General features: G+C 58.7%; 15 protein-coding genes and 1 tRNA gene. 11 read left to right on the forward strand and 5 right to left on the reverse strand.

Annotated elements, in window-relative coordinates; all coding sequences use genetic code 11:
* The first annotated feature begins 65 nt into the window (after positions 1 to 65).
* Positions 66 to 461 carry a hypothetical protein gene (locus JJN09_RS13020; protein ID WP_249490494.1) on the forward strand — a complete coding sequence of 132 codons (396 nt, stop codon included), beginning with the start codon at positions 66 to 68 and terminating at the stop codon, positions 459 to 461.
* Between the two features lie 40 nt (positions 462 to 501).
* On the opposite strand, the gene JJN09_RS13025 is transcribed toward JJN09_RS13020, so the two are convergent.
* Together JJN09_RS13025 and JJN09_RS13030 are read right to left on the reverse strand one after the other, a co-directional pair.
* Entirely contained in the window at positions 502 to 2,184 is a 1,683-nt protein-coding gene (locus JJN09_RS13025) for an MFS transporter (RefSeq protein WP_249490495.1), read from the reverse strand.
* Between the two features lie 815 nt (positions 2,185 to 2,999).
* Positions 3,000 to 3,365 (reverse strand): hypothetical protein, encoded by a 366-nt coding sequence (locus tag JJN09_RS13030; RefSeq protein ID WP_249490496.1) that lies wholly within the window; start codon positions 3,363 to 3,365, stop codon positions 3,000 to 3,002.
* Positions 3,366 to 3,484: 119 nt separating this feature from the next.
* On the opposite strand from JJN09_RS13030, the gene JJN09_RS13035 reads away from it, so the two are divergent.
* Positions 3,485 to 4,234 (forward strand): hypothetical protein, encoded by a 750-nt coding sequence (locus JJN09_RS13035; RefSeq protein WP_249490497.1) that lies wholly within the window; start codon positions 3,485 to 3,487, stop codon positions 4,232 to 4,234.
* A gap of 33 nt (positions 4,235 to 4,267) precedes the next feature.
* Here JJN09_RS13035 and JJN09_RS13040 read toward each other — a convergent pair whose 3' ends face one another.
* Both JJN09_RS13040 and JJN09_RS13045 read right to left on the reverse strand, forming a co-directional pair.
* Positions 4,268 to 4,597, reverse strand: a complete 330-nt coding sequence (locus JJN09_RS13040) for a hypothetical protein (RefSeq protein ID WP_249490498.1) — start codon at positions 4,595 to 4,597, stop codon at positions 4,268 to 4,270.
* A 137-nt stretch (positions 4,598 to 4,734) separates the two neighbouring features.
* Positions 4,735 to 4,819 (reverse strand) — tRNA-Leu (locus tag JJN09_RS13045).
* Positions 4,820 to 4,927: 108 nt separating this feature from the next.
* On the opposite strand from JJN09_RS13045, the gene queA reads away from it, so the two are divergent.
* The 6 genes from queA to JJN09_RS13075 all read left to right on the forward strand — a co-directional run bounded on the left by queA (position 4,928) and on the right by JJN09_RS13075 (position 11,041).
* Positions 4,928 to 5,992 (forward strand): tRNA preQ1(34) S-adenosylmethionine ribosyltransferase-isomerase QueA, encoded by a 1,065-nt coding sequence (queA, locus tag JJN09_RS13050; RefSeq protein WP_249490499.1) that lies wholly within the window; start codon positions 4,928 to 4,930, stop codon positions 5,990 to 5,992.
* 14 nt (positions 5,993 to 6,006) lie between these two features.
* Positions 6,007 to 7,122: a tRNA guanosine(34) transglycosylase Tgt gene (tgt, locus tag JJN09_RS13055; protein WP_161794909.1), complete on the forward strand. Its 1,116-nt coding sequence runs from the start codon at positions 6,007 to 6,009 to the stop codon at positions 7,120 to 7,122.
* 43 nt (positions 7,123 to 7,165) lie between these two features.
* A complete protein-coding gene (yajC, locus tag JJN09_RS13060) occupies positions 7,166 to 7,504 on the forward strand; it encodes a preprotein translocase subunit YajC (protein WP_003227923.1) in 339 nt (112 codons plus the stop codon).
* 64 nt (positions 7,505 to 7,568) lie between these two features.
* Positions 7,569 to 9,437: a protein translocase subunit SecD gene (secD, locus tag JJN09_RS13065; RefSeq protein ID WP_249490500.1), complete on the forward strand. Its 1,869-nt coding sequence runs from the start codon at positions 7,569 to 7,571 to the stop codon at positions 9,435 to 9,437.
* Between the two features lie 9 nt (positions 9,438 to 9,446).
* On the forward strand, positions 9,447 to 10,361 hold the full coding sequence (secF, locus tag JJN09_RS13070) for a protein translocase subunit SecF (RefSeq protein ID WP_249490501.1): 915 nt from the start codon (positions 9,447 to 9,449) through the stop codon (positions 10,359 to 10,361).
* Between the two features lie 131 nt (positions 10,362 to 10,492).
* Positions 10,493 to 11,041, forward strand: coding sequence for a glycine zipper 2TM domain-containing protein (locus tag JJN09_RS13075; protein WP_085709392.1), 549 nt, complete (start codon positions 10,493 to 10,495; stop codon positions 11,039 to 11,041).
* A 135-nt stretch (positions 11,042 to 11,176) separates the two neighbouring features.
* Here JJN09_RS13075 and suhB read toward each other — a convergent pair whose 3' ends face one another.
* On the reverse strand, positions 11,177 to 11,995 hold the full coding sequence (gene suhB, locus JJN09_RS13080) for an inositol-phosphate phosphatase (RefSeq protein WP_085709393.1): 819 nt from the start codon (positions 11,993 to 11,995) through the stop codon (positions 11,177 to 11,179).
* A gap of 145 nt (positions 11,996 to 12,140) precedes the next feature.
* Between suhB and trmJ the strand changes: the two genes are divergently transcribed.
* The 3 genes from trmJ to iscR all read left to right on the forward strand — a co-directional run bounded on the left by trmJ (position 12,141) and on the right by iscR (position 14,350).
* Complete coding sequence (gene trmJ, locus JJN09_RS13085; RefSeq protein ID WP_249490502.1) at positions 12,141 to 12,911, forward strand: tRNA (cytosine(32)/uridine(32)-2'-O)-methyltransferase TrmJ; 771 nt, start codon at positions 12,141 to 12,143, stop codon at positions 12,909 to 12,911.
* A 2-nt stretch (positions 12,912 to 12,913) separates the two neighbouring features.
* A complete protein-coding gene (cysE, locus tag JJN09_RS13090) occupies positions 12,914 to 13,690 on the forward strand; it encodes a serine O-acetyltransferase (protein WP_007956691.1) in 777 nt (258 codons plus the stop codon).
* Positions 13,691 to 13,858: 168 nt separating this feature from the next.
* Positions 13,859 to 14,350 carry a Fe-S cluster assembly transcriptional regulator IscR gene (gene iscR, locus JJN09_RS13095; RefSeq protein ID WP_007956690.1) on the forward strand — a complete coding sequence of 164 codons (492 nt, stop codon included), beginning with the start codon at positions 13,859 to 13,861 and terminating at the stop codon, positions 14,348 to 14,350.
* Positions 14,351 to 14,371: the final 21 nt, after the last annotated feature.

The raw sequence follows: 14,371 nt of genomic DNA on the forward strand, positions 1-14,371 counted from the left end.
ACGTGAACGTCTACTAATCTGAGCGCAAGCAGGATTTCAATGGACATGAATCGGGCAGGCGTCTTTTGGATATTTCTATCACCCGCCGTAACGGCTTTTTCAAAAATGCCTTTGGCTCGCGTCTTCCGCTGTCGGTGTATTTCAACGGGCAGTTGATCACTCGACTGGCGACGGGCGAAACACAAGAGCTGCAACTGCCCGAGGAGGAAGGGGAGTTGCTGGTTGGAATGTCGTCGGCAGATCTGGGAATTTACCGTTCTTTCGACAAGCAAGCCGTGCAAGTGCAAAGGCCTGTTGTGTCCAGTCAACCCTATCGGCTGTTGCCCACCGACGCGCCGCGATCTTATTCGGTGCGAACGCGAGCCTGGGTGGTGTGGGATTTTATGGATCTGGCGCTGATCCGCCCGCTCTGCTCGCGGGTCTTTGTCATCGAAGAAGTACTCGAGTCATCCATGCCATGAACGCTGAGCCGCCCCCATCCTTGCGGGCGGCGCACCCGACTTATGTGTGATTGATGTCTCGATCCTTGGTTTCCGGCATGAAGAAGATGCCGAGAATTGCCGTCATCACCGCGATGACAATCGGGTACCACAAGCCGTAGTAGATATCCCCGGTGGCCGCGACCATCGCGAACGCCACCGTCGGCAGGAACCCGCCGAACCAGCCGTTGCCGATGTGATACGGCAGCGACATCGAGGTGTAGCGGATGCGCGCCGGGAACAACTCGACCAGCCATGCCGCAATCGGGCCGTAAACCATGGTCACGTAGATCACCAGGATGGTCAGCATCAGCAGCACCATCGGGTAATTGGTCTTGGCCGGGTCGGCTTTTTCCGGGTAACCGGCCTCTTTCAGCGCAGTAGTGAGCCCGGCGGTGAAGGCGTCGTTGCGGGTCTTGAAGTCAGCGGCTGGCATGGCGGTGCCTTCGAAACTCTCGATGACTTTGTCGCCGATACGCACCTGGGCTACGGTGCCCGGTTCCGCTACCACGTTTTCGTACGGAATCGCCCGTTTGGCCAGGATGGTCTTCGCCAGATCGCAGGAACTGGTGAATTTGGCCTTGCCCACCGGATCGAACTGGAACGAGCACTGGTCAGGGTTGGCGACCACTTTGACCGGGTTCTTCTCTTGGGCGATGAACACGTCGGGGTTCCCGTACTGGGTCAGCGCGTGGAAGATCGGGAAGTAGGTCACCGCTGCCAGAATGCACCCGGCCATGATGATGCCCTTGCGCCCAATGCGGTCGGACAGGCTGCCGAAAATCACGAAGAACGGCGTACCGATCAGCAGTGAACCGGCAATCAGCAGGTTGGCGGTTTGCGGGTCGATCTTCAGTGTTTGCAGCAGGAAAAACAGCGCATAGAACTGCCCGGTGTACCAGACCACCGCTTGGCCGGCGGTGCCGCCGAGCAGGGCCATGATGACGATTTTCAAGTTGTCCCAACGGGCGAAGGATTCGGTCAGCGGCGCTTTAGAAGATTTGCCTTCGGCCTTCATCTTCATGAACACCGGTGACTCGTTCAGTTGCAGACGGATGTACACCGACACCGCCAGCAGCAGGATCGACAGCAGAAACGGAATCCGCCAGCCCCAGGCCTCGAACGCCTCGGTGCCCAGCGCCGTGCGGCAGGCCAGAATCACCAGCAGCGACAGAAACAGCCCCAGCGTCGCGGTGGTCTGAATCCACGACGTGAAATACCCGCGTTTACCCTTCGGCGCATGCTCGGCCACATACGTCGCCGCGCCACCGTATTCACCACCCAGCGCCAGACCTTGCAGCAGCCGCAGGGTAATCAGAATGATCGGCGCCGCGACCCCGATGGTCGCGTAACCCGGCAGGAATCCCACAATCGCCGTCGACACACCCATGATCACAATCGTGATCAGAAACGTGTGCTTGCGCCCGATCATGTCCCCCAACCGCCCAAACACAATCGCCCCGAACGGCCGCACCGCAAAACCGGCAGCGAAGGCGAGCAGGGCGAAGATGAACGACGTGGTCTCATTGACCCCGGCGAAGAAGTGCTTGGCGATGATCGCGGCGAGCGAACCGTAAAGGTAAAAGTCATACCACTCGAACACCGTGCCGAGGGACGACGCGAAGATGACCTTGCGCTCCTCCTTGCTGACACTGTGGTGCGGGTGCGGCGCACTGCCGGTGGACATGCTGTCGAGTACTGCCATGGGTGTTCTCCGTCGTGCTTGTTGTTGTAGGCCGGAGCACTTCATCAACGTCGCGTACTCGGGGCCTTTGGGTGGTGCTGGAGCAAGTGGTTCGTGGAGCGTGCACAGAATCACCGCCCCACGTGAGGGCGGGGGTACTTTGAGCATAATTGGGATTGGGGGGATATCCAGTTGGGGGTGGTGGGTGTGGGGCGAAATGGAGATGGATTGGTTGGTTCGGGGAGGGGATGAGTTAAATGAGTTTCCCCTCTGTATTTTTTATAGTCATTTAGAATTTTTGTTGTTCTAAACAAGTATTAAAAACTGTCATTTATATCAGGCAATCTGCTGAGCTAAGGCGTCTGCGAATGCAAGAGCTGTCTACCAGTGCGATTGGCGGGGGAGTGTAAGCGTCTCGTGAGATGCCCTTCAGGTGCCCTTGAGGAGCTGGGGCTACCTTGTGAGGCTTGTTTGAATGGAGTGGCATTGGAGGCTGGCTGTAGCGCTCTCTCGCCTTGTCGGTGCCGGATGTATCGCTATGGTTTGCATTCAACGATGATGCCGCCAAGCTGCTAGTGGCGTGGCAACAAGAAATCGATAAGCTGCAGTTGAGACTGTCTCGACAGGTGAGGGTGGCGCTATCTTGAATAGATAGGGACATTATCCCAAACAGCAAAAGCCCGCTGGTAATCACCCATGACCAGATCATCCCGCCGGGGCGGGCTCAGGCCTTCTTCCTCATAAGCGAGTTTGAGGGAAAACTGGGGCTGATTCATTTTCTGCGAAGTGAACGCTAACGATGGGCGGCTAGACAGCAAAACAGTCACGCCGTCCGATCACATGTTGGGGAAATAATTCACAGCAAGAAACAGCAGGGTCGCCATGCCGGCGGCCAACCCACACATCGCGCCCAGCAGCTGGCGTGCAAGCGGATGTTCCGGTTGACGGCGATTGGCAATCCACAACCATACCCCCGCCAGAACGCCCGCGCTTGTGATGAACACCACCAGACTGCGATCCAGGTTTGGTGTCGCCATCGTCGTGCCAATGACACTGTCGTAAATCAGCGTGAACACAATGCCGGTTATCACGCTACTTCCGGCGCCAGCAAGGTTGCCAAGTAACAAGTTCCACTCACCCCGTTGCTTCACCACCCACCACCAGGTTCCGGCCATCACCATCAAGCACAGCAAAGCATCCATTGGTTTATTCCCGAGTGCGTGATAACAGAGGCGGTTGATAGGCCTCCAGCGAGAGTGGACGGCAAGATATCAAAATAGTAGCTTCGCGCCACTTTCTTCATCTGCGTAACGGACTACACATGCCTGGCATTTCTTCTGTCTCGCGCCTGCTCGGCGCTTTCCTCCTCGCCATCGGAATGACCCCGGCACTTGCCGCCCAAACCCCGGAGGTCGCCTGGAAGGGATACCTCTCCGATTGTGAGCGTTTTCAGCAAGTGGTGAACCACGTTCAAAGCGGGACTATTACCGCCAGGGAAGCGATGTTCCGCGTCGATAGCTTGATGCGACCTGTTTTCATCCATCGCCGGCACCTCACCCAAGCAAGCCTTGCCTCTCCCGATTATGCCCGTTGCGAAAACGTCATTGCCCAAGCGACCGAGATCTCGAACAACGAACATAACGTCCAGGACAAAGAGATTCTGCAGCAAGCCCTAAAGGCTGAGGCCGAGCATCTGGAGTCTCCGGAATACAAGCGCGCCCGGGCTCTGGGCTTTAGCGACGTCGGCAAACTCGGCAAGCTCCACGAGATCGCCGAGGATTCGGAAACGGATGGCGAAGCGTTACTGAAGACATTGATGATCACGGTCGACTGGGGCTGCGGCCGACATTTCCGTGCCGTCCGATACGACAAACCCTATGTGATCTACACCGCCCATCCCGATGAGGGCAGCTGCGCAATCTATAGAGAGGTCGCGGTGCTGGGTGGAAAAATGGTGGAGCGGGGCGAGGCCATCGATCGAGACGCGATTTTTCAATACGTGGGATGGAAGAAGCTGGAAGGGGCAGGAGGGTTCCCTATCGACATTCAAGTGGTAAAAGTTCGCAAGTAATCCGAGGGGTGTTACTTCAGATCCCGCGTCTGATTACAGAACGTCCTTTAAATAACCCTTGAGGGCGAGGAGCGGCTGATCCAGTTGCTCCAGCGACTGAGCCTGACTGAAGTTGGTCGTCAACTTGTGCAGTTCCCGCCCCAACGGTTTCTCGACGCCCCCCAACGCATCCATCGCCAGCGCCAGGCACTCGTTCATCTTGAGCTGGATGGTTTCGACATCCCCACGTCGCACCAGCAACTCGAAAACGTCTTTCTGATAGTCGCCCATGACCATGTCATCCCGCAGAATCGGGCTCAGGCCTTCTTCCTCGTACGCGAGTTTGAGGGAGAACAGGGCGATGGTTTCCAGTGACGTTTCCATGCAGTGAATCCTTTGAGGTGTCCTGTTGTTGTGACAGGGAAGATCAAAAGATCGCAGCCTTCGGCAGCTCCGACAACAGCAGCCGCTTTCCGGCAGGCGAAAAAAAAGGCCTTGCTAAGCAAGACCTTTCTTAATTTTGGTGCCCCGAGGGAGACTCGAACTCCCACTCCTTTCGAAAACGGATTTTGAATCCGCCGCGTCTACCAATTCCGCCATCAGGGCTCAATGGCGGCGAAGTATAGAGAGGTACCTACCGTTGGTCAATCACGTTTCATGGTCAATTTTCGATATTTCCGCTAGACTTTCCGGCCCTGCTAGACGAACTCCATCATGCGCGTTGCTGACTTTACCTTCGAGCTTCCTGATTCGCTGATCGCCCGCCACCCTTTGGCCGAGCGTCGCGGTAGTCGCCTGTTGACCCTGGATGGGGTCAGCGGCGCCTTGGCACACCGTCAATTCACTGATCTGCTCGAGCACCTGCGCCCGGGCGATTTGATGGTGTTCAACAATACCCGGGTGATTCCGGCACGGCTGTTCGGTCAGAAGGCGTCCGGCGGCAAGCTGGAAATCCTCATCGAGCGAGTGCTTGACACGCACCGCGTGCTGGCCCATGTGCGCTCAAGCAAGTCGCCGAAACCGGGTTCGAAGATCCTCATCGACGGTGGAGGCGAAGCCGAGATGCTGGCGCGCCACGATGCCCTGTTCGAGTTGGGTTTCGCCGAAGAAGTGCTGCCGCTCCTCGACCGCGTGGGGCACATGCCGCTGCCTCCTTATATCGACCGCCCGGACGAAGGTTCGGATCGCGAGCGTTATCAGACTGTGTATGCCGAGAAGTTGGGTGCTGTCGCTGCGCCGACCGCCGGGCTGCACTTCGACCAGACGCTGATGGAAGCGATCGCCGCCAAGGGCGTCGAGACCGCGTTCGTTACGTTGCACGTCGGTGCGGGGACGTTCCAGCCGGTGCGTGTCGAAAAACTTGAAGATCACCACATGCACAGCGAATGGCTGGAAGTCGGCCAGGACGTGGTCGATGCAGTCGCTGCCTGCCGTGCGCGTGGCGGTCGGGTGATTGCCGTGGGCACCACCAGCGTACGTTCGCTAGAGAGCGCCGCTCGCGATGGCGTGCTCAAGCCCTTCAGTGGTGACACCGATATCTTTATCTTCCCGGGCCGGCCGTTCCATGTGGTCGACGCCCTGGTCACCAATTTCCATTTGCCTGAGTCCACGTTGTTGATGCTGGTCTCGGCGTTCGCCGGTTATCCCGAGACCATGGCTGCCTACAAGGCCGCGGTCGATAACGGATACCGCTTTTTCAGCTACGGTGATGCGATGTTCATCACCCGTAACCCCGCACCTACTGCCCCTAAAGAAACAGGCCCCGAGGAAACAGAATGAGTCGCCAATGCCGCATGTCCTTCGAGCTTCTGGCCACCGACGGCAAGGCTCGTCGTGGTCGCCTGACCTTCCCCCGTGGCACCGTCGAGACCCCGGCCTTCATGCCGGTGGGCACCTACGGCACGGTCAAGGGCATGTTGCCGCGTGACATCGTCGCCACGGGCGCTGAGATCATTCTGGGCAACACCTTTCACCTGTGGCTGCGTCCTGGCACCGAAGTGATCAAGGAACACGGCGACCTGCACGATTTCATGCAGTGGAAAGGTCCGATCCTCACCGACTCCGGCGGCTTCCAGGTGTTCAGCCTCGGCGCCATGCGCAAGATCAAGGAGGAGGGCGTGACCTTCGCCTCCCCGGTCGACGGCTCGAAAGTGTTCATGGGCCCGGAAGAGTCGATGCAGGTCCAGCGTGATCTGGGCTCGGACATCGTGATGATCTTCGACGAATGCACCCCGTACCCGGCCGACGAAGACGTTGCCCGTGTTTCCATGGAGCTGTCGTTGCGCTGGGCTCAGCGTTCGAAAAATGCCCATGGCGACAACACGGCGGCGTTGTTCGGCATCGTTCAGGGTGGCATGCATCAGGACCTGCGTATGCGCTCGCTGGAAGGCCTGGACAAGATCGGCTTCGACGGTCTGGCCATCGGCGGCCTGTCGGTGGGCGAGCCCAAACATGAAATGATCAAGGTGCTGGATTATCTGCCAGGCATGATGCCGGCTGACAAACCTCGTTACCTTATGGGCGTTGGCAAACCGGAAGATCTGGTTGAGGGTGTGCGCCGCGGTGTGGACATGTTCGATTGCGTGATGCCAACCCGTAATGCCCGCAATGGGCATCTGTTCATTGATACTGGCGTGCTGAAGATCCGTAACGCGTTCCATCGCCATGATGATTCGCCGCTGGATCCGACCTGCGATTGCTATACCTGCCAGAACTTCTCGCGCGCTTATCTGCATCATCTGGACAAGTGCGGCGAAATGCTCGGCAGCATGCTCAATACCATCCACAATTTGCGCCATTATCAGGTGCTGATGGCTGGTTTGCGCGAGGCTATTCAACAGGGTACATTGGCCGCCTTTGTCGATGCCTTCTACGCCAAACGCGGGCTTCCCGTTCCGCCTTTGGACTGAGTTTTCTGACCCCAAGATTCAACATTTGCAACTGGAGTGCTAAATGAGCTTTTTTATCTCTAATGCCATGGCTGACGCGGCTGCACCGGCAGCAGCCGGCCCAATGGGCGGCGGCTTCGAGTGGATTTTCCTGGTCGGCTTCCTGGTCATCTTCTACCTGATGATCTGGCGTCCACAGGCCAAGCGCGCCAAAGAGCAGAAGAACCTGCTGAGCAGCCTGGCGAAGGGTGACGAAGTGGTTACCACCGGCGGCATCGCCGGCAAGATCACCAAAGTGGCCGACGACTTCGTGGTTCTGGAAGTTTCCGACACCGTGGAAATGAAGTTCCAGAAGGGCGCCATCGCCGCCACGCTGCCAAAAGGCACGCTGAAAGCGATCTAAGGTTCCAACTTCTACTCAATCGACGGGGCGCGCAAGGCGCCCCGCGTTCATAACGGGCGGCGTGATGCTGAACAAATATCCTCTGTGGAAATACATTCTGATCCTGGCGGTGCTGGCGATCGGTCTGATTTATTCCGCTCCGAATCTATACCCCGATGACCCGGCCATTCAGATCAGCGGCGCCAGCACGGCCCTGCAGGTCAATCAGGCCGATCTGGATCGCGTGAGCACCGCGCTCAAGGAATCCGGGATCAACGTCAAGGCGTCGAGTCTGGCTGCAAACGGCAAGGGCGGTCTGATCCGTCTGACCAAGGCTGAAGACCAGCTGCCGGCCAAGGACGTTGTACGCAAGGCATTGGGTGATGACTACGTCGTCGCACTGAACCTGGCACAGACCACCCCGCAATGGCTGCGCAGCGTGGCCGCGCATCCGATGAAGCTGGGTCTGGACTTGTCCGGTGGTGTGCACTTCCTTCTGGAAGTGGACATGGAAAAAGCCCTCGATGCACGCCTGAAAGTCTATGAAGGCGACGTCAAGAGCCTGCTGCGCAAAGAAAAACTGCGCTATCGCAGCCTGCCGCAACTGGGCGGTGCCATTCAGTTGGGCTTCAGCGATGAAGATTCCCGCGAACAGGCCCGTGTGCTGATCCGCAAGAATTTCAACGATTTCGACATTGTTCCGGCCGACCTCAATGGCCAACCGGTGCTGCGTCTGGCGATGACCCCGGCCAAGCTGGCGGAAATCCGTGAATACTCCATCAAGCAGAACTTGACCACGGTACGTAACCGCGTCAACGAGCTGGGTGTTGCCGAGCCGATCGTTCAGCGTCAGGGCGCCAACCGTATCGTGGTTGAGCTGCCGGGCGTGCAGGACACTGCCGAAGCCAAGCGTATCCTCGGCAAGACAGCCAACCTCGAGTTCCGTCTGGCTGCAGAGCCGGGTGCTTCGAAAGCCACTTCCGAGACGTTCGAGTTCCGCGAAGGCAAGCGTCCTCCAGCACAGATCGAGCGTGGCCTGATCATCACCGGTGACCAGGTGACTGACGCCAAGGCCGGTTTCGGCGAGCACGGCACCCCTGAAGTGAACATCCGTCTGGATGGCCACGGTGGCGAACTGATGAGCCGCGCAACCCGCAGCAACGTCGGTCGCAGCATGGCGGTGATCTTCATCGAACAGCGTCCGGTGACCACCTACGTCAAGCAGATGGTCGACGGCGTCGAGAAAGACGTTGCCGTACAGTCGTTCAAGGAAGAGAAGAAGATCATCAGCCTGGCGACCATTCAGTCGCCGCTGGGTGCGCAATTCCGTATCACCGGCCTGAACGGCCAGGGTGAGTCGTCCGAACTGGCGCTGCTGCTACGTGCCGGTGGCCTGGCCGCTCCGATGTACTTCGCTGAAGAACGTACCATCGGCCCGAGCCTGGGTGCGGACAACATCACCAAGGGTATCGATGCATCGCTGTGGGGCATGCTGTTCGTCTCGCTGTTCATCATCGCCATCTACCGTTTCTTCGGCCTGATCGCGACCGTCGCGCTGTCGGTGAACATGGTGCTGCTGCTGGCACTGATGTCGCTGCTGGGTGCAACGCTGACCCTGCCGGGTATCGCCGGTATCGTGTTGACCATGGGTATGGCGGTCGACGCTAACGTGCTGATCTTCTCGCGGATCCGTGAAGAGATCGCCGCCGGCATGACCGTGCAGCGTGCAATCAACGAAGGCTTTGGTCGGGCATTCACTGCGATTCTCGACGCCAACCTGACCACATTGCTGGTCGGCGGCATTCTCTTCGCCATGGGCACCGGCCCGGTGAAGGGCTTCGCAGTAACCATGTCCCTCGGGGTTCTGACTTCGATGTTCACGGCCATCATGGTCACCCGCGCGATGGTCAACCTGATCTTCGGCGGTCGTGACTTCAAGAAGTTGTGGATTTAAGGGGCTGCCATGTTACGTACAATCAACTTCATGGGCGTCCGCAACTTCGCGTTCGGCGTCACAGTGTTCCTGACCTTGCTGGCTGTTTTCAGCGTATTCCACAAGGGCATGAACTGGGGTCTGGACTTCACCGGCGGTACGCTCATCGAGCTGACCTACGAGCGTCCGGCCGATGTCACCAAGGTGCGTGATCAGCTGACTACCGCCGGCTATCACGAAGCCATCGTGCAGAACTTCGGTGCGACCACCGATCTTCTGGTGCGCATGCCGGGTGAAGATCCACAGTTGGGCCATCAGGTAGCGCAAGCGCTGCAGAAGGTCGGTGGCGACAACCCGGCGACGGTCAAGCGCGTCGAGTTCGTCGGGCCGCAGGTCGGTGAAGAGCTGCGTGACCAGGGCGGCCTCGGCATGCTGCTGGCACTCGGCGGCATCCTGATCTACCTGGCTTTCCGCTTTCAGTGGAAATTCGCGGTCGGCGCCATCGTTTCGCTGATTCACGACGTGATCGTGACTGTCGGTATCCTGTCGTTCTTTCAGATCACCTTCGACTTGACGGTGCTGGCGGCGGTACTGGCGATCATCGGTTACTCGCTGAACGACACCATCGTCGTATTCGACCGGGTGCGTGAGAACTTCCGCGTACTGCGCAAGGCTTCGCTGATCGAGAACATCAACATCTCGACCACTCAGACCCTGCTGCGGACCATTGCGACTTCGGTTTCGACCTTGCTGGCCATCGCGGCGCTGCTGTTCTTCGGCGGTGACAACCTGTACGGCTTCTCCCTGGCGCTGCTGGTGGGTGTTCTGGCGGGTACCTACTCGTCGATCTACATCGCCAACGTGGTACTGATCTGGCTGAACCTGTCCACGGAAGACCTGATTCCTCCGGCCAACACCGAGAAGGAAGTCGACGACCGTCCTTGAGGCTCTGCTTCCAGAGCATTCTCCCGGCGGTACAAGACAAAAAAGACGCGAGTTGAACTCGCGTCTTTTTTTTTGCTCCAAGGCTGGGAGAAGCGCGGGCGCGTCCCGCATGTGATGGTCAGGAGGTTCATGTGAACAAGTCGTTGCTGGTTGGTGCGGTATTGGGTGCTGTCGGTGTGACTGCCGGGGGTGCTGTTGCCACCTACAGCCTGGTTAAAAGCGGCCCTGAGTATGCGCAAGTGTTGGCCGTCGAACCGGTCAAGACACAGATCAAGACTCCACGTGAAGTGTGCAAGGACGTCGCTGTGACCCGGCAGGCGCCGGTCAAGGATCAACACCAGATTCTCGGTACCGCCATTGGTGCCGTGGCAGGTGGTTTGCTGGGTAATCAGATCGGCGGCGGCACCGGCAAGAAGATTGCCACGGTGGCCGGTGCGGTCGGTGGCGGTTATGCCGGTAACAAGGTGCAGGAAGGCATGCAGAATCGCGATACCTACACCACCACCCAGACTCGCTGTAATACAGTGAATGACATCAGCGACAAGGTCGTAGGCTATGACGTCCGCTACTCGCTGGACGGCAAGGAAGGCAAAGTGCGGATGGATCGTGATCCGGGCAACCAGATTCCGGTCGACAAGGAAGGCAAGCTCATCCTGTCTCAGGCCCAGCCGGGGCAGTGACCTGTTGAATGCTGAAAAGGAGCACCCTTAGGGGTGCTTTTTAATGCGCGCGATTCAGGTGGCGGGTGCCTATGATCAGATTGCAGGCATAAAAAAAGCACCCTGAAGGGTGCTTTTTTGGGTTTCGCGAAACGCTTAGCGCTTCAGCGAAGCCGGCAGGTGCGGCTGGATCGCCGTCAGAACTGCCTTGAAGCATTTGGTGTTGCCGGCAACTACGTGGCCTTTCTCAAGGAAGTCGTGACCGCCGGTGAAGTCGCTCACCAGGCCGCCTGCTTCCTGAATCAGCAGGGCGCCGGCAGCCATATCCCACTCGGACAGGCCCGATTCCCAGAATGCATCGAAACGACCGGCAGCAACGTAGGCCAGGTCCAGGCTCGCCGAACCGGCGCGGCGGATGCCGGCAGTCTGGCCAACCAGGGCGCGGAACATGCCCAGGTAGTTGTCGAGGTTGTCCATCTGGTCGTCGCGGAACGGGAAACCGGTGCCGAGCAGAGCGCCGTCCAGGCTGGTGCGACCGCTGACACGCAGGCGACGACCGTTCAGTTGAGCGCCGCGACCACGGCTGGCGGTGAATTCTTCCTGGCGAACCGGATCCAGAACAACGGCGTGTTCCAGACGACCACGGTATTTGCAGGCAATGCTGACAGCGAAGTGAGGAATGCCGCGCAGGAAGTTGGTGGTGCCATCCAGTGGGTCGATGATCCACAGGTATTCTTCGCCTTCGATACCGCTACCGGCGTGCATGCCGGTCTCTTCACCCATGATCGAGTGATTCGGGTAAGCCTTGCGCAGAGCATCGATGATTTTCTGTTCGGCGGCGCGATCGACCTCGGATACATAATCCTTGGCGTCTTTTTCGTCGACCTTGATGGTATCCAGGCGCTCGATGGAGCGGAAGATCAGTTCACTGGCGCTGCGGGCGGCGCGCAGCGCGATATTCAGCATGGGCTGCATGGATGTGTCACCTAAGGTTGTTAAAGAAAGCCGCGCATTCTATCAGAACTTTTCTTCAGGTGAAGGTCGCTGTTCGCTTTCATAGCTTAACGGTAGGCTGTTCTGTAAGATTTGCACCCCTTTGCCGAGTCCGAGAGCGCCCGCCGTGCTGCAAAATATTCGTGTCGTCCTGGTCAATACCAGCCATCCGGGAAACATCGGCGGGACCGCGCGCGCCATGAAAAACATGGGCCTGTCGCGTCTGGTGCTGGTTGATCCGCGAGTCTTCCCGCATCACGAAGCCGACGCCCGCGCTTCGGGTGCCGGTGACATCCTTGAAAACGCACAAGTCGTCGCCACCTTGGAAGACGCCCTGGTCGGCTGCAATCTGGTGCTCGGCACCAGTGCCCGTGACCGACGCATCCCCTGGCCGCTGCTGGATCCGCGCGATTGCGGAACCAAAGTGGTCGAGGAGGCCGGGCAGGGCGCGGAAATCGCGCTGGTGTTCGGTCGTGAAGACTCCGGCCTGACCAATGACGAGCTGCAGCGATGTCACTATCACGTGCACATCCCCTCCGATCCTGAATTCAGTTCGCTGAATCTCGGGGCGGCGGTGCAGGTGTTGAGTTATGAAGTGCGCATGGCCTGGCTGGCCGCCCAAGGGCAGCCGACCAAGATCGAGAAAGAAGAAGTGGCCTCCGTGAAAAGCGCAGAGCTGGCGACCATGGATGAGCTGGAGCGGTTCTATGAGCACCTGGAGCAAACCCTGGTGGCCATCGAATTCCTCGATCCGGAAAAGCCGCGGCACTTGATGGCGCGCCTGCGCCGGTTGTACGGACGCAGCTCGGTCAGCCGGGCGGAAATGAATATTTTGCGTGGCATCCTCACGGAAACCCAGAAAGCGGCCCGTGGCGAGCTCCTTAAGCGGAAGGATTAATGATGTTCGAGCGTTTGCGTGAAGATATCCAGAGCGTATTCCACCGAGACCCGGCGGCGCGTAACGCTTTTGAAGTCCTGACTTGCTACCCCGGCATGCATGCAATCTGGATTCATCGACTGGCCGGCATGCTCTGGCGCAACGATCTGAAATGGCTGGCGCGACTGGTGTCGAACTTCGGTCGCTGGTTGACCGGTATCGAAATTCATCCGGGCGCCAAGGTCGGTCGACGCTTCTTCATCGACCATGGCATGGGCATCGTGATTGGCGAAACCGCTGAAATTGGTGATGACGTCACGATCTATCAAGGGGTGACCCTCGGCGGCACCAGCTGGAACAAAGGCAAGCGCCACCCGACGCTGGGTGATGGCGTAGTAGTGGGGGCGGGTGCGAAGGTGCTAGGTCCGTTCACTGTTGGTGCCGGCGCCAAGGTCGGTTCCAATGCCGTGGTCACCAAGGAAGTGCCTCCGGGCGCCACCGTAGTGGGGATTCCGGGCCGGATAATCGTCAAGTCCGATGATGAGGCCGACGCCAAGCGCAAGGCGATGGCCGAGAAGATCGGTTTCGATGCCTACGGTGTGAGCGAAGATATGCCGGACCCTGTTGCGCGTGCCATTGGTCAACTGCTCGATCACCTGCAGGCGGTCGATGGTCGACTGGAAGGCATGTGCGGTGCATTGAAGGATCTGGGCAGCAATTATTGTGCGAAAGATCTGCCCGAGCTGCGTGAAGAAGACTTCGCCTGTGTCAAAGGCAAAGACGAATCCAAGCTTCACTGACGCCCTTGCAGGGCTGCTGCCGACCGGTGTGCCATTAAGCCGCAGACCCTGCTATCATTCGCGCGCTCTTTTGCGGGTAAACCCGACTAAAGCACTAGGTCTTATAGTTGACTTAAATGCTCGGGAATTGCATACTCCCGCCCATTCCGAACTCCGTGGTAATTGTCCATGCGACTGACTACAAAAGGCCGATACGCCGTGACCGCCATGCTTGACCTGGCGTTGCACGCGCAGCACGGGCCGGTGTCCCTGGCCGATATCTCCGAGCGCCAAGGCATCTCCCTGTCCTATCTCGAACAGCTTTTCGCCAAGCTGCGCCGTAGTAACCTGGTTTCCAGTGTTCGCGGTCCGGGCGGTGGCTACCAGTTGTCCCGCGACATGCAGGGCATCCAGGTCGCTCAGGTGATCGATGCGGTGAACGAATCGGTCGATGCAACAAAATGCCAGGGCCAGGGCGACTGCCATTCCGGCGACACCTGCCTGACCCATCACCTGTGGTGCGACCTGAGCCTGCAGATTCACGAATTTCTCAGCGGTATCAGCTTGGCCGACCTTGTAACTCGCCGTGAGGTGCAGGAAGTGGCCCAGCGTCAGGATCAGCGTCGTTGCAATGGCAAGGCGCCGCGCCTGGACAAGATTGAAGCGTCCGCCGTCGAATGACAGCCAGAGAGCTAGCGGCAC

It is taken from the genome of Pseudomonas sp. HS6 (genome assembly GCF_023375815.1).
GTDB lineage: Bacteria > Pseudomonadota > Gammaproteobacteria > Pseudomonadales > Pseudomonadaceae > Aquipseudomonas.